The sequence below is a fragment of the Halegenticoccus tardaugens genome (assembly GCF_004116405.1).
Classification (GTDB): Archaea; Halobacteriota; Halobacteria; order Halobacteriales; family Haloferacaceae; genus Halegenticoccus; species Halegenticoccus tardaugens.
On record NZ_SDIC01000002.1, the window covers coordinates 725166 to 745707 of the forward strand.

16 protein-coding genes and 2 pseudogenes are annotated in these 20542 nt (G+C 57.3%); 10 read left to right on the plus strand and 8 right to left on the minus strand.

What is annotated here, in order from left to right; genetic code table 11:
• Positions 1–3: 3 nt before the first annotated feature.
• The 3 genes and pseudogenes from C3L37_RS07510 to melA (C3L37_RS07520) all read left to right on the plus strand — a co-directional run bounded on the left by C3L37_RS07510 (position 4) and on the right by melA (C3L37_RS07520) (position 3829).
• On the plus strand, positions 4–723 hold the full coding sequence (locus C3L37_RS07510; protein ID WP_129113965.1) for a class I SAM-dependent methyltransferase: 720 nt from the start codon (positions 4–6) through the stop codon (positions 721–723).
• Between the two features lie 904 nt (positions 724–1627).
• A pseudogene (locus C3L37_RS07515) lies at positions 1628–2302 on the plus strand (IS6 family transposase).
• A 204-nt stretch (positions 2303–2506) separates the two neighbouring features.
• Entirely contained in the window at positions 2507–3829 is a 1323-nt protein-coding gene (gene melA, locus C3L37_RS07520; protein ID WP_129114019.1) for an alpha-galactosidase, read from the plus strand.
• Positions 3830–3952: 123 nt separating this feature from the next.
• Here melA (C3L37_RS07520) and C3L37_RS07525 read toward each other — a convergent pair whose 3' ends face one another.
• From C3L37_RS07525 to C3L37_RS07535, 3 genes are read right to left on the minus strand one after another with little or no spacing between them, the layout of a single operon-like run.
• Positions 3953–4849 (minus strand): carbohydrate ABC transporter permease, encoded by an 897-nt coding sequence (locus C3L37_RS07525; protein WP_228546154.1) that lies wholly within the window; start codon positions 4847–4849, stop codon positions 3953–3955.
• Positions 4850–4883: 34 nt separating this feature from the next.
• Entirely contained in the window at positions 4884–5795 is a 912-nt protein-coding gene (locus C3L37_RS07530; protein ID WP_129113966.1) for a carbohydrate ABC transporter permease, read from the minus strand.
• Position 5796: 1 nt separating this feature from the next.
• Complete coding sequence (locus C3L37_RS07535) at positions 5797–7119, minus strand: ABC transporter substrate-binding protein (RefSeq protein ID WP_129113967.1); 1323 nt, start codon at positions 7117–7119, stop codon at positions 5797–5799.
• A 945-nt stretch (positions 7120–8064) separates the two neighbouring features.
• Between C3L37_RS07535 and melA (C3L37_RS07540) the strand changes: the two genes are divergently transcribed.
• Positions 8065–9399 carry an alpha-glucosidase/alpha-galactosidase gene (gene melA, locus C3L37_RS07540; protein ID WP_129113968.1) on the plus strand — a complete coding sequence of 445 codons (1335 nt, stop codon included), beginning with the start codon at positions 8065–8067 and terminating at the stop codon, positions 9397–9399.
• A 184-nt stretch (positions 9400–9583) separates the two neighbouring features.
• Positions 9584–10720 (plus strand): ABC transporter ATP-binding protein, encoded by a 1137-nt coding sequence (locus C3L37_RS07545; RefSeq protein WP_129113969.1) that lies wholly within the window; start codon positions 9584–9586, stop codon positions 10718–10720.
• 149 nt (positions 10721–10869) lie between these two features.
• Here the strand turns inward: C3L37_RS07545 and C3L37_RS07550 are convergent, their stop codons facing one another.
• Positions 10870–11844 (minus strand): deoxyhypusine synthase, encoded by a 975-nt coding sequence (locus C3L37_RS07550; protein ID WP_129113970.1) that lies wholly within the window; start codon positions 11842–11844, stop codon positions 10870–10872.
• Between the two features lie 92 nt (positions 11845–11936).
• On the opposite strand from C3L37_RS07550, the gene C3L37_RS07555 reads away from it, so the two are divergent.
• On the plus strand, positions 11937–12674 hold the full coding sequence (locus C3L37_RS07555; RefSeq protein WP_129113971.1) for a uroporphyrinogen-III synthase: 738 nt from the start codon (positions 11937–11939) through the stop codon (positions 12672–12674).
• Between the two features lie 930 nt (positions 12675–13604).
• On the plus strand, positions 13605–15020 hold the full coding sequence (locus C3L37_RS07565) for an ATP-binding protein (RefSeq protein WP_129113972.1): 1416 nt from the start codon (positions 13605–13607) through the stop codon (positions 15018–15020).
• 135 nt (positions 15021–15155) lie between these two features.
• On the opposite strand, the gene C3L37_RS07570 is transcribed toward C3L37_RS07565, so the two are convergent.
• Both C3L37_RS07570 and C3L37_RS07575 read right to left on the minus strand, forming a co-directional pair.
• Positions 15156–15428 carry a hypothetical protein gene (locus C3L37_RS07570; protein WP_129113973.1) on the minus strand — a complete coding sequence of 91 codons (273 nt, stop codon included), beginning with the start codon at positions 15426–15428 and terminating at the stop codon, positions 15156–15158.
• Positions 15429–15543: 115 nt separating this feature from the next.
• Positions 15544–15732: a hypothetical protein gene (locus tag C3L37_RS07575; RefSeq protein ID WP_129113974.1), complete on the minus strand. Its 189-nt coding sequence runs from the start codon at positions 15730–15732 to the stop codon at positions 15544–15546.
• Positions 15733–16024: 292 nt separating this feature from the next.
• Here C3L37_RS07575 and C3L37_RS07580 point away from each other — a divergent pair, with 292 nt between their 5' ends.
• Entirely contained in the window at positions 16025–17692 is a 1668-nt protein-coding gene (locus C3L37_RS07580; RefSeq protein ID WP_129113975.1) for an acyl-CoA synthetase, read from the plus strand.
• On the opposite strand, the gene C3L37_RS07585 is transcribed toward C3L37_RS07580, so the two are convergent.
• Positions 17689–19014 carry a hydroxyacid-oxoacid transhydrogenase gene (locus tag C3L37_RS07585; RefSeq protein ID WP_129113976.1) on the minus strand — a complete coding sequence of 442 codons (1326 nt, stop codon included), beginning with the start codon at positions 19012–19014 and terminating at the stop codon, positions 17689–17691. The genes C3L37_RS07580 and C3L37_RS07585 overlap by 4 nt on opposite strands.
• A gap of 1 nt (position 19015) precedes the next feature.
• On the minus strand, positions 19016–19819 hold the full coding sequence (locus C3L37_RS07590) for an N-acyl homoserine lactonase family protein (protein ID WP_129113977.1): 804 nt from the start codon (positions 19817–19819) through the stop codon (positions 19016–19018).
• A gap of 250 nt (positions 19820–20069) precedes the next feature.
• Between C3L37_RS07590 and C3L37_RS07595 the strand changes: the two genes are divergently transcribed.
• Positions 20070–20423 carry a hypothetical protein gene (locus C3L37_RS07595; protein WP_129113978.1) on the plus strand — a complete coding sequence of 118 codons (354 nt, stop codon included), beginning with the start codon at positions 20070–20072 and terminating at the stop codon, positions 20421–20423.
• 39 nt (positions 20424–20462) lie between these two features.
• A pseudogene (locus tag C3L37_RS07600) lies at positions 20463–20542 on the plus strand (AbrB/MazE/SpoVT family DNA-binding domain-containing protein); the annotation flags it as partial.

Here is a 20542-nt window from a genome sequence, read left to right on the forward strand (position 1 = left end):
TCGATGGACGTTCCCCAGACAGTGACGGCAGCGCTCGAAGACCGCCCCGTCGACGGGGCGACCTGCCTTGAGGCCGGCGCCGGCGTCGGGAACGCGACCACCGGATTGCTCGCAAACGGTGGCCGCCGGGTCTACGCTATTACTAACGACAGTGACCACGCGACGACGGTCCGCGAACGAATCGGACGTACCGAGGCTGACCGTACTGCCGTGATCGAAGCAGACCTCACGAACACCCCGCTCGCGGCCGACTCCGTCGACGTCATCACCGCCCACACGCTGTTCAACGTGCTTCTACCCGCGGCGCTCCCCGCAGTCATCAAGGAACTGACCCGCGTCGCGGCTCCGGACTGTCACCTCGTCGTCGACGACTATGAACCGCTCCCCGAGGACGCCGCGGTGAGCGACCTGTTCGCCGTCGAGAACGCGGCCGCCGAGCTCGTCACCGGCCGTCCGGCGCTGACCTTCTACCCGTCGGCAGTTCTCCGACGCCTCTTCGCCGGGTACGGCTGGGAGTTCGATCGGGAACTGACGCTCCTCGATCCCGTCCCCTGGACCGCAAGTCACGTCGAGGCACACGCGAACGCGGCCCGATCCAGAGCCACGGAGTTGGCGGCAGAACTGGGCGATCCACTGATCGCTGAGGTCGATCGCCTCGTCGATGCGATCGGTTCGGAGTCCGCGGGAACGATGTACAGCGTCGCCATGCGACGCCCGAACTGATCAGTTGAGAGGGTTCGGACCGGGCGACGGCCCCTCGAACTTTGTGGGGGAGCGCGGACTTTCATCCACCGACGTCGACTCTATGACCGAACAGGCTAAGCTCGATCGGTTAGACGAATATCTCGCAACGAACGAACTCAAGTCGGTGCGGTTCGATTCTTAGAGCCAGCAATGACCGAATTTCGCTCTCAACGAGTGACCTCCTGCGGATCAACAAATTAGCGTGTTTATCTCCGCCAAACGATCTATTTTCTCGGAAGGCGAACTCAGAGAACCAGCAAAACCTTAGTGAAGACCGTATTCACTATTGTTTTTAGATAATTACATTAGAGATACGAACCTAGAAAGAGAGCAGTTGATTCACTGATTCGGCTACGCTGAGGGCCTATATCGTGGGACGTATTATCTGCCATCAAGCAGTGCACCATAGATGAACCATCAGTGGACGATGTTTACAAGCGTATGACTGTAATTAGCCGTAGGAAGAAGGCAATAAAAAACAGTTGACACGAGCCGTTCTGGACACAACGCCGATCGGTATCTGCGTAATCACGATTCCGTCTAGTCGGCTCGCGGGGGCTTCGATGGGAGGATCATCTGTACTTACACGGGGCAGGTAAGTACAATGAAACTGTGGTAGTTGTTCACTATTGTCGGACGAATATTCCATGGTCAAGAAGGGATAGTCAGTGTGTACTATTGGCTTTCTACGGTGATTTAAGTGATGTTTTTCCCATAACGTGAATTTTGTCGCTGTTACGCACGAGATGCTAAGGTAGTCCGAAATGGAATTCTCTCCCGAACGTTCATCATCAATAAACTCCCGTCGTCAAGGTGTATCTGTATGACAGGCACTGTCTAGTTAGCCAATTTGAGAAGCGAGGAGTTCTTGTTTCGAATGTCTATGGCTCTACAAGAATTCCTCAAGAAAACGTTAGACGGGGAGGCTTTTCAGTGTTAGCAGCGGGAACGGACGGCGAACGCCCTGACGGGCGTCGCCATCCGTCTCCACGCTGCTGGCTTATCGTTCAGGGAAACAGCGTCAATCCTAGAATTGCTTGACGTAGATCGGTCACACCAAGCGATTTGGCAGTGGAAAGAACGGCTCGCTGACAGCGGGTCGGACCCGCCGACGGCGAAGCCGTCGCGGATCGCTGTCGATGAGACCGCTGTCAAAATCGGCGACGAGAAATGCTGGGTCTACGCCGCAATCGATGTCGATTCAAAACTCCTGTTGGACATCGAAATCTTCGGCCGCCGCGAGGTCAGTCCCGCGGCGGCCTTCTTGCATCAACTCATCGAGAAACACGACGTTTCAGACGCCGAGTTTCAGGTTGATGGTGGTGGCTACCTGACTGCCCTCTATCGATTGGGGCTGAGCGGTCAACTTGAGTATCGAACCCGAAACTACATCGAAAAGCGGTTTCAGACACTGCAAATCAGGACTGACCGCTTCCATACGACGTGGGTCGCCAGTCGGCGGGCTGTCCGAGATTGGCTCAAAACCTCCAAACGATACTATAACCACCCTAGACCGCACCAATCGCTCAACAATCAACCTCCTGTTGAGGTTATCTAGACAGTGCCGCTCGAATCGTTTCGAACGTGATTCAGGCGCAGCTACGGCCTCGGTTCACGCCGTCCACCTGTCAGCGTACTCTCGCTGGTCGTCTCGGAGCGTAAATCGACGCGAGTACAAAGACACTCGATGGGTGATGTCACCCCTATCAAGACCGTTGCCGCATTACTCCATTTTATCACACGGCATCGCCTGATGGGATCCATGCCGAAGATCACGTTCATCGGTGCGGGAAGTATCATCTTCGCCCGAAACCTAATGGGAGACGTCCTCTCGTATCCGGAACTGCAGGGAAGTACTCTATCACTGATGGATATCGATCCAAAGCGTCTCGATCGCACCGTCGTGTCGGCCGAGGCGATGCTCGAGCACAACGACGTGGAAGCGACGATCGAGGTGACCACAGATCGTCGAGAGTCACTGGAAGGCGCCGATTACGTCCTCAACATGATCCACGTCGGCGGCCGTGAGCCGTTCGAGAACGAGATCCGTATCCCACAGGAGTACGGGGTTAATCAGGCCGTTGGGGATACCCTCGGTCCTGGCGGTATCTTCCGGATGCTTCGTACCAGCCCAGTGATGCTTGATCTCGCACACGATATAGAAGAACTCTGTTCGGACGCCCTCCTACTCAATTACACCAATCCGATGGCGATGCTGTGCTGGGCGATCGACGAGGCGACCGACGTCGAAGTTGTCGGCCTCTGTCACAGTGTTCAACACACCGCCGAGGCCGTTTCGAACTACGCCGGCGTTCCCAAAGAGAAACTGGAGTATTGGGTCGCCGGCATCAACCATATGGCGTGGTTTCTGGAAGCCAAATGTGACGGCGCGAGTATCTATCCCGAACTCTACCAGGCGATGGACGATCCCAACATCTACGGGCGCGACAACGTACGCTTCGAGATGCTCCGCCACTTTGGGGCCTTCGTCACCGAGTCGAGCAATCACATGAGCGAGTATGTGCCCTACTTCCGCACCGAATCGGAGATCATTGAGGAGTTCATCGTCGAAGAGGACTATGACGATTACTTCGTCGACTGGATGCCAACGGGACGGTACTTCGAGCACTGGTGCTCGTACCAGCAGGAGGCCGCCGAGATGGATGTCTCGGAGATCGATCCCGAGATCGAACGCTCGGAGGAGTATGGCTCGCGCATCATCCACTCGATGGAAACCGGACGACCTCGTCGAATGAACATCAACATCCGCAACGATGAGGGCACGATCGCGAACCTCGCCGAGGACGCCTGCGTCGAAGTACCCTGTTTGGTCGATGACCGAGGGGTTAATCCGTGCACTGTGGGCGACCTTCCACCACAATTGGCTGCGCTCAACCGGAGTAACATCGATGTCCAGCGGCTCGCGGTGAAGGCTGCCCTTGAACACGATCAGGATGCGTTGCGGCAGGCGATCAAGCTCGATCCGTTGACGGCGGCCGCGTGTACGCTCGAGGAGATCGACGACATGGTGACCGATCTCCTCGACGCCAACGCCGATTTCCTCCCCGATGAATTACTCGACTGAAACGTGACGCCGGCAAACTGTTCGATCAACTTTCAGGGGCGTATTCTCGGTGTGAGAACTCTTTCATCTCACTCCTTCAGATCGCCGATCAAGAAAACGATTTGTACGTTGCTCGAAAAGCCATCACATTCCTTTCAATCCGCCGCTGGCGAGTCCTTCGACTAGTCGGTTCTGGATGAGGGCGAATAGGACGACGACCGGAATCATCGTCAGGAACGCCGCTGTGAGCACCAGTCCCCAGTTAACCTGGTTTTGTGATTGGAAGAGCTGAAGCCCGAACGGTAGCGTCCGCGTCACAGCAGTCTGAGACAAAACCGAGACGGCGAGGTAATCGTTCCATGATAGCACGAATGTGTAGAAGCCGGCCACAGTGATCCCTGGCAGTGAAAGTGGGAGCATGATCCGGCCGAGGATATCGATCTGTGAACAGCCGTCCATCTTGCCCGCGTCCGCCAGAGAATCTGGGATATTGTCGAAGTAACCCTTGAGGAGCCACACCGCGAAGGGGAGTGCGAAAGCGGTATGAGCGAGGATGATACCTGGATACGTATCGACGAGACCTAGACTCGACATCACCAGGAAAAACGGGATGAGTACCAGCACCCACGGTAGCATCTGCGTGGCGAGGTAACTCAAGAGGAGCGGCCCTCGCCCTGGGAACTCGAACTTGCTAAGCGCATAGGCGGCGAACACACCCAGTACGAGCGTTAGCACGGTAGTGCTCGTGGCGACTGTGATCGAGTTGATGGCGTATTGCTGGAACTCCCCGCGTGTGAGGACCGTCACGTAGTGCTGTAGTGTAAACTGTCCCGGTGCCGGAAGGAGCTGACTTGAGTACATCACTGCTTGTTCTGAGACCGTCGCGATAAGGAGGTTAAAGATCGGCAGCAGGAGGAATCCGAAGTAGAGTGCGAGTGCGGCGTAGACCACCACGCCCATTCGCGGGCTCACTTCTTCACCGAGCCACTCGTCGAACCGCTGGACGAAGTTGTTCGGCTTATCGTCTGACTCTACTGCCATGCGTGTACCTCCATTCGCGTTCGTTGTTGGATCATTAGTCGATTTCCTCCAGCTTGACGTAAACCACGGTGAACACCATCAGCAAGATGAGCATCACGATCCCGATGCTGGCGGCGTACCCCAGCGTGTATTGATTGAACGCCAGCTTGTAGACGTACGTCGCTAACACTTCCGTGGAACCGAGTGGGCCACCACCAGTCGCAAGAAAGACGATGTCAAAATTGTTGAGCGTGAAGATGACGTGCAACACGATCATAATCATCGACACGTACGAGATGTTGGGAAGAGTGATGTAACGAAACTGCTGGAGCTTGCTCGCTCCGTCCATCGCAGCCGCCTCGTAGTAGGACTCGGGAATGGATTGCATGCTCGCCATCAGCGCGATGGCGAAAAAGGGCGCGTTCCGCCAGACGTGCATTACGACAATAAGGGGGAACGCCCACGTTGGAGAGCCGAACCAGTAGGTCGTTGGCAATCCGAGTGAACCAAGAATGACGTTGAGAAATCCGTAATCTGGCTGGACCAGCCACCGGAAGATGATAACCATCACGATGATAGGCAACACCCACGTCACCATCGCAATGCTCCGGAAGATCTTGATCCCCGGCACCTTCTGTTTGAGCACCAGCGCCAGTCCCAAGCCGAAGAGATACTCGAGCGAGACCGCGAGAACCGTTAGTAGAACGGAGTTCTTCATCGAGACCCAGAACGCCGGATCTGCCGTCATCTCATAGAAGTTCCGGAGACCGACGAATTCCACCTGATTCGGCTGGAGTAGCGACAGTTCCTGAAACGCCATTGTGATGCCCCGAACAGTCGGGTACAGGACGATAAGCATCAGTACGATTGTCGTGGGGATGACAAACGCGTACCCGAGCCACGTCTCCTTGAGGAGGGCGGTGAACTCTTTGATATACCTGTTATCGGTCCGTGTTTCTGTCGCCATTCTAGACCTCTGATTCAAGACCTTTGAATGCAGAGTGCAGGTCCTTACCGGCCTGCATTGGGTCCTTTCGCCCGTAGACAACTTGCTGCAACTCACCGTATAGCGCGTCCATGACCGGCCCCCAGCTGATCTTCGCAAGCGGTTTGCCTGCCTCCATCACGTCGATGAACGGCTTCCAGGCGTCAACGTCCATGGTCGTCTCAAGGCCCTCATGGACCGGCGTGACCCTGATGTCCGGTGGCATCTTGTTCATGGACTCTGGGCTGCAGAACTGCGAGACCATATCGAATGCCTCGTCTGTATTATCGGAGTGTTTGTTCACCATTACCGGCTTTACTTCCAAGTAGGTGCCGACATCGCCGCCCTCGGCGTACGGGAGCTGGGCGACGCCAGTGTTTTCCTTGAGAATCTGGGTCGTTTTCTCTTCGTTGTTGATGTCCTCGCCGGTCATCCAGCCAAGGAGCCAGGTCCCGCACTCGATCATCGCGATGTTCCCGTTCAGGTAGCCGGGATCGTTCTCTTGGTAGCCAGTCCCACGCTTGTCAGGATCGGTGAACGGGTCGTCACTGGCCCATGGTTCGTGGTAGAAGGCGTCGAAGACCGTTCCGAGGGTTTCAGGAGTAGCCTGAAGCTTCCAGTTGTCTCCGTCCGGAACGTACAGGTTATCGTGAAATTGGAAGACGTGTGAAATCCACTCCTGGAAGACACGAACGTCCCCTTCCTTTGTGCAGTTATTGAAGGGGATTATATCCTCGTTCTCCTTGATTGTGCGTGCAACCTCGTGGAACTCCTCGGCCGTTTCCGGCGGTTCGAGGCCATTCCTCTCGAAGATGTCTGTCCGATAGACAAGCCCGCGGCCGTTCCCGAAGTACGGGAGCCCGTACACTTCGTCCTTGAACGTCATCGCATCCCAAGCTCCCTCAATGTACCCGTCGGTAAAGTTGAGGTCGTTGACCTGGTCCGTGATCGGTTCGAGGAGGCCGGCGTTGATGTACTCGGGGAGGTTTTCGATTAACCCCTCGATCGCGTCGGGATCACCCTGACGTCCACCGCTGAGGAACTTCTGCCGCATGTCCTCGTACTCGAATGGGGACAGTGTCACGGACGAGTCATGGTTTTCCTGCCACTTCTCTTGGAACCACTCCTTCCACGGATCCCACTCTTTCTCGTCGAACGGCGCAGCCCACAGGAGAAGCTCGCCACCCCCGTTTCCGCCAATACCCCAACCAGTACAGCCCGCGACCGACGCAGCACTCGCGCTCGCTCCGACGCCTTTGAGGATGTTTCGCCGGCTAATGTAGTTCGACTCACTATTTTCATTCATGTGAACACACTGCATTCAGACGAATTCAGTTGTTAAAACTCTTGGGTCTATAAGGCAATTATACCTACTTTTGATACGGCGGTATTCTAATAATACATCAAGCGTTAGAAAAGAACCGCAGGGTACCTAAGGATGAAGAAGTCGCGGGTCACAGAACGCAGTCCTTATACCGTCAGACGAATTCAGCGTGCAACATCGCTAGACTGGCGATCGGGCGTAGAACCGGACAGCCGATGGTACATAATTCGTCAAATGTACCGACCTAGAGGTCGCCTTTTGGTGACTCTCGGTCCCTATCCATCGACTCAGTGAGCAATTGCTAGCGCTTTTCTGTGTCTCCCATCTGCCAGAACATCGGTCGGCATCAGCACACCGTCGTCCGGTTTTGATCACGACAATGTCGGTCGCTAAATTGACCACAGGAAGGCCTCGCTTCGAGTTTGGTTTATAGAGATTAGGCGGGAAAACCCACGACTTCAGTCGTGGGATGAATCGCCGCACAGTTCACAACCACTGAAACCGCAAAGTATGAGTGCCTACACCGCGTATCTGTGGTTGTCGTTGCGACGGACTTCCGTCGTAATTGACTGTCCGAGAACTGGCAGTTGACTTGGTGTTTGCCTCAGCAAAACGTAAGCCTTCGGACAACCAAACCGACGTTAAACAACCAGATACCTCCGATTCCTTCACGGGATAGGAGTAACGGGGGCGTGGCACTCCCATCGGCGTGTCGGGTCGGAAACGTACGTTCCCAACCCAGCGCAACGGGCGTGGGAAGCCCACGACTGTAGTCGTGGGAGGATGTCACGTAGCGAAAATGGTTTCACCGGTGATTCTCCGAAGCTGAATCCACTGTATGCGATGGTGAATGCTTCGCCGAAACACGGGCGGCTCAGCACACATCAACCCAAAATGTTTTCAATCCCTGTGTGTATCAAACCACCAATGCCCAAGCTAGTATTTATCGGAGCCGGGAGTATGGTGTTCGCAAAGAACCTCCTTGGCGATATTCTTTCGTACTCGGAACTCGCCGATAGCGAGATCGTCCTAATGGACATCGATGACCACCGCCTCGAACAGACTAAGCGGGCCGCCCAGACGATGATCGAAACTGGTGGCGTCGAGGCGACCGTCCAAGCGACCACGGACCGCCGAGAGGCGCTGGAGGGCGCCGACTACGTCCTCAACATGATCAACGTCGGCGGGACCGAACCGTTCGAGAACGAGATCCGCATTCCCGAAAAATATGGCGTCAAACAGGCGATCGGCGACACCCTCGGTCCCGGGGGGATTTTCCGTGGACTTCGAACGATCCCGGCCATGCTCAACATCGCCGCAGACATGGAGGACCTATGTCCTGACGCCCTACTGCTCAACTACACCAACCCGATGGCCATCCTCTGCTGGGCGCTGGAGGAGGCAACCAACGTGGATGTCGTGGGTCTTTGTCACAGCGTTCCTCACACCGCTGAGGCCCTCGCGAGCTACGTCGGCGCCGACGTCGAGGATCTGAGCTACTGGGTCGCTGGCATAAATCACATGGCGTGGTTCCTGGAGACCGAGGTCAACGGTAGGGACGTCTACCCTACCCTTTACGAGGCCATGGAGGATCCCGAGATATACGAGCGGGACACTGTTCGCTTCGAACTACTTCGCCACTTCGGGGCTTTCGTCACTGAATCCAGCCACCACATGAGCGAGTATGTCCCCTACTTCCGTACCGAAGCGGAGATCATTGAGAAGATGACCGGAACGAACTACGCTGAACGTATGCCGACCGCCACCTATCTAGAAGGGTGGAAGGTACGTTCTAAGGAACGCGATCGGGCTACTTTCGACGACGAAGACCTCCGGATCGAGCGCTCCGAGGAATACGCCGCGCGCATTATCCATTCGGTGGAGACCGGTCAGCCCCGTCGGCTCAACCTGAACGTTAGCAACGCCGGGGGAGTTATCGGAAATCTAGCTGAGGACGCCTGCGTCGAAGTACCCTGTTTGGTCGATGACCGAGGGATTAATCCGTGCACTGTGGGCGACCTTCCACCACAATTGGCTGCGCTCAATCGAAGTAACATCGATGTCCAGCGGCTCGCGGTGAAGGCTGCCCTTGAACACGATCAGGATGCGTTGCGGCAGGCGATCAAGCTCGATCCGTTGACGGCGGCCGCATGTACGCTCGAGGAGATCGACGACATGGTGACAGAGCTCCTTGACGCCAACGTCGATTACCTTCCGGACGGACTTGTGCAGGATGTTCACAAAATGACGAGATCGCATTAAGCACGGTATTCGTCAGATTGATCGTTTCCGTCGAATCGACCATATTCATAGTAACTATTTCGTCGACGAGAGGTACTCTGTTGACGGGCTGTTGCTCACCTTCAGTCGATCACAACTCGGTCGGGGGACAGATAAGATGATACTAACACGCACACCTATATGTGAAGAGTCGATACATCAGAGTATGGGTGAGCTAAATATAAATCACCTAACCAAGGTGTTCGGGGATGACGACGGCGAGATCGTGGCAGTCGACGATCTCGACATCGCGATCGAGGACGGGGAGTTTCTCGTGCTCGTGGGGCCGTCGGGCTGTGGAAAGTCAACGACGCTCCGCTGTGTGGCAGGTTTGGAGTCGGTTACGAGCGGGAACATCATTCTCGACGATGAGTCGGTGACGAACCGAAAACCGAAAGATCGGAACATGGCGATGGTGTTTCAGAACTACGCGCTCTATCCGCACATGACCGCCCAAGAGAACATGGGATTCGGTCTGAAGATGACAACCAATCTCTCGAAGGCGGAGATCAACCAACGAGTTGAGGATACAGCCAAGATGATGGGAATCTCTGAATTACTGGACGACCGTCCTGGTAACCTGTCCGGCGGTCAGCAACAGCGAGTGGCGCTGGGTCGGGCCATCGTCCGCGAACCGGAGGTTTTCCTGATGGACGAACCCTTGTCGAATCTGGACGCCAAGCTCCGCACCCAGATGCGGACCGAATTGCAAGAGCTACAACAACACCTCGACGTGACAACAATATATGTCACGCACGACCAGACAGAGGCGATGACGATGGGTGATCGCATCGCCGTCCTCAATAGAGGCGAACTTCAGCAGATCGGTACTCCTCTCGAATGTTATCACCAGCCAAATAACCGCTTTGTCGCCGGTTTCATCGGTTCTCCGTCTATGAACTTCCTGGCTATGCGTTGGACAGGCCAAACGCTCGAACATACTACGTTTGAGTATCACCTCTCAGAACAAACTATGCAACAGGTAAGGGATATGGGTGTCGAACAAGTGACGCTGGGTATTCGTCCTGAAGATATCCAACCCGAAGCCAACGATCCAAACGCGATCACTATCACAGTGAACGTCACCGAACCTCTTGGAGACATGACATATGTGTACTTCGATATTGGCGACACCGCCTGCACCGCAAGTGTGCCGGGCGATCTCTCGATCAGCGAAGGTGATCGACTGTCGGTAACGTTCCCCCAAGACCGAATTCATATCTTCGACGGGAACACCGGAAAGGTAATCACAAACCGAACGTTCCGACCCACGGATAAAGCTAACCAGAGTGTTAATACCTAACAACTGTTCTTTATTGATAGGGTACAACGGTCCAAGATGCGATATTCCTATCGGGACCTTCGACCGGTGGGACAGTAAAACCGCTGGAGCATGAAGTTTGAATTAGGAATTTGATATTTCTCAGATTGTACTTTGTCGGTCCAGAATAGCTATGACTTGAATGCACCCGCCACAAGTAATGGGAAGACCAGTGTCGCCTCTGCTTCGACCTGGGTATAGTTCGCTCGTTCTTCCTTGATTTTGCCCCACGAAACCGCCTCATTTGGCGTTGCGCCCGACAACGATCCGTCCCCCTCCATTCCAGTCGAGATATAGACGACGTAGTCTGCCCCGCCACGGAAGAGGTTCGTCATAATCGCATGGTGTTTCGGGACGCCACCACCAACCGCGATGAGGCCTGTTGCGTCTGCAAGTAACCCGTCCTCAATGAGTGAATCGTAATCATCCAGAATCTCGATACCGACGTCAGAATCGTAGCCCTGCCGATAATAGTAGAGGAAGTTTCCAACCTCGGCGTCCGTCAGCGCTGGACAGTACACCGGCACGTCGTTGTCCGCCGCTTGCTTCAACACCGAATCCTCGTCGTCAAGCGTCTCACCTAGCTCGCGTGCGAACGCCGTCGGCGTCCGAATTTTCTCCTCCGCAAAGAGATCTTCAAAGAAGTCATAGAGATATTCCTCTAACCACACATACCGATCAGAGGGAACGAAGAGATTACCAAGCCGATTGATGCCACGCTCCCGGAGCATTGCTTCGTCTGCGTCCCATTCGCCCATCTTAAACGGTTTCGCTGTCTTGATGACGTCCTCAGTTAGTGAGCCAGACGTCGTGATGAGAACATCCACATAGCCTTCCCGCACGAGGTAGGCAACGGTCTCGCGTAGTCCCGAGGAGATGATGTTCGACGTGAACGTAAGATAGACAGTGGCGTCCGCCTCCTGCATGCGCTCGGCGATGTCGATGGCCTCCGCGAGCTGTGTCGCTTGGAATCCTGTTGTCGCGTAGGAGTCAAGCATCTCGTGGAAGTCGAACTCGCCGCGAAAGTCGTAGCCACGAACGTCAGGGGTATTGAGTTCCTCTTCACTCCCGGGGACGACGTGGTCGTGCGAGTCGTCGTTGTCCATACAAGTGGATATCCGGACGAGTGATTTGAAGAACTCGGAATCATCGCGCAATTCTCGGTACATCCAAGGCCATCAACGATGGAGCATCCACTATGCCTACGCCGAAAGTGGCTGTTCTCCGCCCTGATGACACCCGTATTGACGAGGCAATCTGCTATCTTCAATCACTGGATGTTATACCGATTGCAGATCCAATGTTGACCATCTGTTCGACAGGAAAGCGGCCTCGTAAGGCGGAGTATTGTATCTTCACCAGTACGACAGGAGTCGAACTCGCTGTGGAACACGGATGGGAACCGGCCGGGACAACAGTGTGTGCTGTCGGTCGTCAGACTGCGACCGCGTTACGAGGTTGCGGATACTCTGCAGATGTGATTCCTTCGACGTTCACTTCCACAGGCCTTGTCGAAGAGTTGGCAGATGAGGTTGAAGGAAAGACTGTCGAGATCGCCCGAAGTGCACATGGAAGTGATGTCTTGATTCAGGGATTGAAAGAAGCTGGTGCAGCTGTCCATGAAACGCATCTCTATTGCTTAGAGCACCCGAGTACTGCAGGGCGGTCGGTCTCACTTGCTATAGAGGGCGAGTTGGATGGGATACTGTTCTCATCGCCGAAGACGGTCGATCACTTCTTCGAGATCGCTACCGAACGTGACGCTGTCGGTCCACTTCAACGTGAGTTGGCGGAAACGGTTATTGGTGCAATCGGAGCACCGACAGCGCGTACCGTCCGCAAAAATGGAGGCTCTGTTGACGTCGTCCCAGACCAGGCCGATTTTAATCAGCTTGCTGATACTACGGTCAACCGTATACGAGAGAGACAGCAATAGAAGAACTCCGCCTTCAGCTAAGAAGGTGCGAACGATATTACAGAAGTACAGGAGAACGCCCACGACTGTCGTCGTGGGATGAATCCGTACATTTTAAGCGCCGTACCGCCGTATCTCAGGGTATCGACGTTCCCCGGTTTCGAGTCTCGGTCTTCGACCGCTCGACGGCTTCGCCGTCTCACTCGACCGGGTAAGAAAGTCGAATCCCACTCCACCACGTCCGGGCCTACGGGTCGTCTGACGCTGATGGTGGTACCCAAGAGGCTGAATACCCTCTCGCGGAGGGACGGACCGGTATTCCGTCCCGGTGAAACGCCGGCTACATGTCGGTGGGAAGGCCGCTTTGGCACGGCTACACGCACTGCAAAGCACGTCCTTGGGAATAATTGGACGGCAACCGTCGAGGGGGGACGCGAAAGCGCACTTCGCCCCCGAGGAAACGTGCAACCGTGAACTCCCCTTCGGGGAATCCCACGACTGTAGTCGGGTGGAGGATGTCAAAGTCGTTTAACTGTAAACCAAGTTACTCCGAAGAGGAAAACGCTAGCGCCGGAAACTAACAGAGTTTGGCGATAGCCTGACACGGTTGCAGCCCCGACTGTGAGCGGCGGGCCGATCGTCTCGGCGTGTAAGTCGATATCGACGTTTTCGACGCGAGCGCCGTCCGTCGGGGCGAGCACGGTTACACCGTACCCATTCGGTCGCTTCAAGATAATTCGTGAATCCTGTCAGGTTCGGCAGCACCGCTGTCGGAGGGTGTCTGTGGGATCTGTGGGTTGGAGTTCGAGTGGACAGTCAATACCCCGTGAACGACGGCGAAGCCGACGAGACCTGAGCCTCGGATTAGAGATTGAAATATTATAGTTTGAGCTATAATAGTTTGAATCCTAATCTCGAAGAGCATATGTACCTCTCACGACGACTGCGGGCATGGACCAGTTCGTCAATCGTACCGAAGAACTTGATCGGTTACAGACCCTCTATGAGAGCGGTGTTGCAGAACTCGCAATCGTCTACGGGCGGCGACAGATCGGTAAGAGCGAACTCGTCCGCCAGTCAATCATCGACCGAGATGACGCGGTGTACTATCAGGCAGTCCAAGGGACGGCAACGACACAACTCAGGCGGTTCATCGAGGCGGCTGCCGCGACGTATCCCGATATAACGGCCGTTAAAGAGGAATGGGAACCCCTCTTGACACATCTCGTTGACAGAGACGCCATTATCATCATCGACGAATTTCCGTACCTTATCGAATCGAACGAGGGTCTCCCATCGATCATTCAACACCTCTGGGATACGGCTGTCGACGAGAGCCAGGCAACCCTCGTACTCACGGGCTCTGCGATCGGCATGATTTATACACACGTCCTCGATGGGGGTGCTCCACTCTACGGGCGCGTGTCACAGACGCCGAATGGTCGTCTCGAACTCACGGAGCTCCCATTTCGCTCCACCCAGGAGTTCGTTCCAACGTACGATCCCGAAGAGCGAGTGTTCGTCTATGGCGTCTTCGGAGGGACGCCCAGATATCTCAGTCCCCTCGATCCATCACAGAATCTTGGAGAGAACATTACGCGGTTGCTGTGTGATCCGGATGGAGCACTCCACGACGAGCCCGAAACCGTCCTCCAAATGGAACTCAGCGAGGTAAACACGTATTTCTCGGTGCTGGAATCGATGGCCAGCGGGAATCACAGTCGGAACAAAATCGCCCAAGGTGCCGGCATCGAGAGCACGAACACCTCCTACTACTTCGACCGGCTAGAAACACTCCAGATCATCGAGAAACACCATCCAGCGCTCGCCGATCCGGCGCGCAGCAAGCGGACCCGATACCAGATTCGGGATCCCGTGTTTCGGTTTTATTTCCGGTACCTCTATGGGCGCGGTGGGCAGTACGAACTCTACGGCGAAAACGCCTACGAGGACCTCATCGAACCGAAATTGCCCGACTTCGTCAGCGAGACGTTCGAATCGCTTTGTCATCAAGCAGTGCCGGCACTCTATGCAGACTACCAGCTCACGCAGGTGCCGAGTCAGTGGTGGTACAAGGGTCGCGAGGTGGATGTCGTCGCACCAACCGACGAATCGACGCTGATCGCTGGGGAAGCAAAGTTCACCAGCGCACCCCTCGGCTATGACGTGCTCTCCGATCTCGAAGACGACGTCGAACATATCGACTGGACGCCCACAACAGGTGGTGATCCGGTGTATGAATTCGCATTGTTCAGCCGGTCTGGGTTCAAACGCTCCGTCGAAGAAGCTGCAGACGAACGCGAGAACCTCCGCCTCTTCGATCTGTCCGATATCGTTGCCGTTCTCGAGAGTGGGGACGAAAGCTGACGCTGGGGATCTAACAACGGGGGATGGTTTTTCGACCCCCAGGAAGGGTGTGGGGCATCCGAAGTCTTGCATTCAACCTATGAAGACAGATCCGAGCAACCATCCACAAGCAGCACAGAACGGGAGTGAATGCGGTCAGGCAACACCAGACTGCGTCGAGTACGTCGGGATGCGCGTCAACGGGACGTCGTCGAGCAACACGTCAGAAAAGTCACCCTGGCCGATGAGCGCGTTCGTCCGCGACTCATCGACGCCGAGAGTTCGAACGCGGAGGCAGTCGACGGTCGCGTTCTCCCCGTTGACGATGAGGCCAATGGTTTCGGCGTGCAGGTCGATATCGACGTTTTCGACGTGAGCGCCGTCCGTCGGCGTGAGCACGGTCGCGCCGTAGCCGTTCGGTCGCTTCAAGACAATTCGCGAATCCCGTGGAAAATCGGCGCACCTTCGTAGAGGCGGACGTCGCGCTAATTGTGAAACGTCGACTTGTCGAGCAGGCGATCGACGACGCCGAGACAGTTTTGAATCACCAAGTGCGGGAAGGTCGTTCCTGTTCCTGTTCCTGTTCCTGTTCCTGTTCCTGTTCCTGTTCCTGTTCCTGTTCCTGTTCCTGTTCCTGTTCCTGTTCCTGTTCCTGTTCCTGTTCCTGTTCCTGTTCCTGTTCTCCGTCCCCGTCGCGTTCTCGATTGCGAGCTCCGCCTCCCGCGACACTCACGTTCTCGCTGACGGGTTCGGCGCGTTCACTTTCATTTCCAGTGTCCCCGTCCTCGCTTCCGTCGATCCCGGGGACGAGGCGCCAGGCGTCGCCGCCGTCGATTTGGATGTTCGTGGCGTCACCCAGAGACGATCTTCCCCCCCCTCCCCTCGCAGACGTACAGGCCGTTATCCGGCCATCCCCCGGTTTGGATTCGCGAGAAGAGCATCGTTCCCTCTTGTCCGGGCGCGCCGGGACGAACGTTCAACCCCGCTACATCGGTTTTATTGCACATGGCATGCAGATTGATATCATGGATCAAAAGACGCGACTCGACGCGTACCACTTCTACGAAGAGGAGTGGGACGACTACGATCGACTCCACGACTCGTTCGAATGGGAGGTGCCCTCGACGTTCAACATGGCCGAGTACGTCTGTGATCGGTGGGCCGACGAGCGCGGCCGCGTCGCGCTGTTCGCGGCCGACGAGGGCGGGCGGGAACGGACGTACACATTCTGGCAACTTCGAAACGCGTCAAACCGCCTCGCGAACCACCTCGCCGACCGGGGCGTGGGGCCCGGCGACCGGGTCGGTGTGAACGCCCCGCAGAAGCCTGAGACGGTGATTGCGCACGTCGCGGCGTGGAAACTCGGCGCCGCCTCGGTGCCGCTGAGCACGCTCTTCGGCGTCGACGGCCTCTCGTACCGCCTCGACGACTCCGAATCTGTGGCCTGCATCATCGACGAATCGAACGTCGACACGCTCCGCGAGGTTCGCGACAACCTCGACGCGTTGGACGCCGTACTGACCATCGAAGTGGACGATCCGCAGGACGACGAGACCGACCTCTGGGCGGCGACGGCGGACCATTCGCGCCACTTCGAGACGGCCGAGACGGACGCCGAGGACGACGCGATCGTCATATACACCAGCGGGACAACCGGCGACCCAAAGGGCGTCCGCCACGCCCACCGAATGTTGCTCGGTCACCTCCCGCTGTTTCTGACCACGTTCTGCAACCTTGAGATACGGCCGACCGACGTCGCGTGGACACCCGCGGCGTGGGCGTGGGTCGCCTCGCTGTTCGACGTGGTGTTCCCTTCCCTGTACTACGGGAGGCCCGTCGTCGCCTACCAGGGAGGCCAGTTCGATCCCGACGAGGCGTTCGAGGTCATCGAGCGATTCGGCGTCTCGAACTTCTTCGCGCCGCCGACTGCCCTCAGGATGATGATGGAGGTCGAGGACCCGTCCGACCGCTATGACGTGAACACGGTGCGCATCATTCCCAGCGGCGGCGAGTCGCTCGGACAGAGCATCGTCGACTGGGCCGAGGAGACCTTCGACGGTGCGGCGGTCCACGAAGGATACGGTCAGACCGAGGCCAACCTCACCATCGGCGACTGCACCGCTCTCACCGAGTTCCGCGAGGGGAAGATGGGATTCGCCGCCCCTGGTATGGACGTGCGGATCGTCGACCCCGACACCGCCGAGCCGACCGTCGAAACGGGGACGGTCGGAGAGATCGCGGTCCGCTACGACGGCAACCCCGTCTGCTTCAAGGAGTACCTGAATCAGCCTGAGAAGACCTCCCGCAAGGTCCGAAACGGCTGGCTCTTGACCGAGGACCTCGGAACCCGAGACGAGGACGGCTACTTCTCGTTCGTGTCGCGCAAGGACGATGTCATCATCAGCGCCGGCTACCGCATCGGGCCTGAGGAGATCGAGGAGTGCCTCGCGGGTCACGACGCCGTCGCCGACGCGGCCGTCGTCGGCGCTCCCGATGAGGAGCGCGGCGAGGTCCCTAAGGCGTACGTCGTCCTCGTCGACGGCTACGTTCCGGACGAATCGCTCGCAAGCGAACTCAGATCCCACGTGAAAGAGCGTCTCGCGAAGTACGAGTACCCCCGCGAGGTCGCGTTCATCGATGAACTGCCGAAGACGACGACCGGCAAGGTCCGGCGCGCCGATCTCCGCGGTTAGACGACGTCGGGCTCCCAGTTGTACAGTGCGTCCACGAAGATCCTTCGAACGTCCTCCTCCGTCACGGGTCGTGGGTTACACCGGAGCAAGCGTGTCTGCGTGTCGACTGTCTGCTTCGCCAGCCAGTCGACATCGTCCTCGGTGATCCCCGCCAATTCGGTGAGGCCGCTGGGCAGGACGTTCAGGTCGCGCTGCAGGCGAATGTACTCTCCCTTGAGGGCGTCCGCCGCCTCGTTGGTGCTCATCCCCGTCGTGTCAACGCCAAACCGGCGAGCGAGCGAAGTGAACCGTTCGGGATCGCTTCCGGCGTTGTAGTCGAGCGTGCTCGCGGGGGTGAGTGCCGCGATGGTCTCGCCGTGGAATGTATGGTACCGGTTGCCGACCGGGTAGGCCATCGCGTGACAGAGGCTCGCGCCGGCGGTCAGTCCCGCTATCGCACCGAACAGCGCCCCTTGCAGCATGTTGGAGCGTGCCTCCAAGTCGTCGCCGTTGTGCACGGCCGTGCGGACGTTGTTCGACAGCAGGTCGATCGCCTTCTCGGAGAACATCTCCGTGAGAGGAGTCCGTCCGGCGTACACCGGACGATCGGCGGGGTCCGTCGGCCGCAGGAGCGAGTCGTACTCGTGGGTGGTGTACCCCTCGATGGCGTGGCCGAGGGCGTCCATCGCCGTCTTCGCTGTCAGATCCGGCGGGAGCGTCGTCGTGAACGTCGGATCGAGGACCGCGGCGTCGGCGCGGACGTGGTTGCTGGAGATCCCCTCCTTGATCCGTTTTTCCTCCACTGAGAGGATAGCGACCGGCGAGATCTCCGCGCCGGTGCCCGCCGTCGTCGGCAGCAGGACGAGCGGCGGACCGGATTCGTCAAGTGATTTCCCTTCGCCGGTCGGTTCGGCGATGTAATCCAGCGGCCCACCCCCGTTGGCGATCACTGCGCGGGTCACCTTCGCGGTGTCCATACAGCTTCCGCCGCCGAGACCAACGTAGAAGTCGTACCCGTCCTCGCCCTTCTCGTCCCGGACAAACGACAGACATTCCTCAACGGCCGCGATCGACGGTTCGCGCTCTGACTCGTCGTACACGTCCACGGTGTACTCGGCGTCCGAGAGGTGGTTCACGACGCGGTCAACGTGACCGATGTCGGCGAGCGTCTCGTCGGTGACGACGAGGCCGTGTGCATCCCCGTCAACGCCGAGGTCGCGCAGCTGGTAGGCCAGTTCCTCCGACGCGTCCCGACCGAACCGGATCTGCGGCATCTGGACGTGCCAGACGGTTTCAGACGAGAGTTCATGCGACGGCGCAGAGACGGAGCGTTCAGAGCTCATCTCAGGGCCACCCCTCTCTGATGGTTTCGAACTGCTCCGGATCGTGGCCGTACACCACCTCGGCGTCGTGCCTGCGTTCGATCTCCTTTAACTTCTTCAGGCTGTCGAACCAGTGGCGGTGACTCCAGAGGAGGCCAGCCCCAAGCGGAACCTCCTCGTCGTAGTTCTCCGTCTGGTAGATCTCGTCGCCCGCAAAAGCGACGGTGCCGGCTCCGTCGAGGTGGACGACAGTGCCCATGAGTCCCGGCGTGTGGCCCGGAAGGTGGACGAACTCGACGTCCTCGAAATGCGTCTCGCGATCGCGGTGGAGGACCCGCCAGTTCAGGTCGTGGTCGAAGTCGTTGAGGACGTACGCGCTGCTTCCTTCGTCGGTCTTGGCGCTGTAGTAGGCGAACTTCACCTCCTCCTCGTGGACGAACACTGGCGTGTCCGTGCCGTCGAAGTGGTGAAGGCCCCCCGCGTGGTCTAGGTGCAGGTGGGTCTGGAACACGTAGTCGATGTCGCTCAAGTCGTACCCCGCCTCCCCGAGGTCGTCGCGCAGGTCGTGGTCCTCGACGTCGTGTGGGTAGAACGCCTGCCTTAGCCCCTCCGGCCAATGTCCGTCGAGGGCGTCCTCGTGGTTACCCGTGTCCCAGAGGATGGCTCCCTCCGGGTGGTCGATGATGAGGTTGAACACCGGAATCTCGACGTAGTCGGTGTCCGGATTTGGCTCGTCGTGGCTCCCGAGCGTGTTTCCCTCAATGAGGTAGTTCAGGTCGCACTCCAGCCTCCCTCGGTCGATTATATCTATCGTTGCTTCGACCATGGTTAATCGTTAACCTCGAGCGGTATTGTATTATCTTAACCTGGTTGCCATGTCACCGTGAGATCGAACCACCGACGCGATCGAAAAACCCGCGGACGTAGAGGCCGTTATCCGGCCATCCCCCGATTTGGATTCGTGAGAAGAGCATCGTTCCCTCTTGTCCCGGTGCACCGGTGATTCCCGACGTGCTCCAGGACGAGTGTGTGCTTTCCGGCCCGGAGGTCGCTCGCGTATTGATGGCATCCTCGTAGTGCCGTCCGCCGGCTCGCATATCGATATAATCGACAACCGCCGTCGATTCCGGCGAGCAGGTCGTGAGGCGGAAATTGCCATGCATGCCGAGCGAGTGGGTGCCGTTGAAGGCGACGTTTCGCACCTCGAGGTGGCCATCGACGAAGCCGGCAAGTGCTTGCATGCCGGCGTTTTCGTGCCATTCCCAATCGAAGATGAACCCGCGAAAGACGAGCTGGCCCGTATGCGGATCATCCGGAATGCCGAGTTTGAAGAGGATGCTCTCGCCGGTGTACTGGCCGTCCGTTATCTCATGGTCGTGAATCGCGTCGACGCGCCCGTGTGGTTCAACAGATCATCCCTGACTACATGAGGCGCAACATGTATCCCGTAAGCACCTGTACTGCCAAGTATGGCAACCGAAGAACCTCCGGAAGAAACCAAGGTCAGCGACCGGGGAATGGTTACAATTCCGGCGTCGCTTCGCCGACG

Coding starts and splice junctions, on each gene's coding strand:
- C3L37_RS07550 (WP_129113970.1), bottom strand. CDS start 11,844: ATGGACAACGACGACTCGCACGACCACGTCGTCCCCGGGAGTGAAGAG.
- melA (WP_129113968.1), top strand. CDS start 8,065: ATGCCCAAGCTAGTATTTATCGGAGCCGGGAGTATGGTGTTCGCAAAG.
- C3L37_RS07565 (WP_129113972.1), top strand. CDS start 13,605: ATGGACCAGTTCGTCAATCGTACCGAAGAACTTGATCGGTTACAGACC.
- C3L37_RS07590 (WP_129113977.1), bottom strand. CDS start 19,819: ATGGTCGAAGCAACGATAGATATAATCGACCGAGGGAGGCTGGAGTGC.
- C3L37_RS07525 (WP_228546154.1), bottom strand. CDS start 4,849: ATGGCAGTAGAGTCAGACGATAAGCCGAACAACTTCGTCCAGCGGTTC.
- C3L37_RS07545 (WP_129113969.1), top strand. CDS start 9,584: ATGGGTGAGCTAAATATAAATCACCTAACCAAGGTGTTCGGGGATGAC.
- C3L37_RS07585 (WP_129113976.1), bottom strand. CDS start 19,014: ATGAGCTCTGAACGCTCCGTCTCTGCGCCGTCGCATGAACTCTCGTCT.
- C3L37_RS07530 (WP_129113966.1), bottom strand. CDS start 5,795: ATGGCGACAGAAACACGGACCGATAACAGGTATATCAAAGAGTTCACC.
- melA (WP_129114019.1), top strand. CDS start 2,507: ATGCCGAAGATCACGTTCATCGGTGCGGGAAGTATCATCTTCGCCCGA.
- C3L37_RS07510 (WP_129113965.1), top strand. CDS start 4: ATGGACGTTCCCCAGACAGTGACGGCAGCGCTCGAAGACCGCCCCGTC.
- C3L37_RS07555 (WP_129113971.1), top strand. CDS start 11,937: ATGCCTACGCCGAAAGTGGCTGTTCTCCGCCCTGATGACACCCGTATT.
- C3L37_RS07580 (WP_129113975.1), top strand. CDS start 16,025: ATGGATCAAAAGACGCGACTCGACGCGTACCACTTCTACGAAGAGGAG.
- C3L37_RS07535 (WP_129113967.1), bottom strand. CDS start 7,119: ATGAATGAAAATAGTGAGTCGAACTACATTAGCCGGCGAAACATCCTC.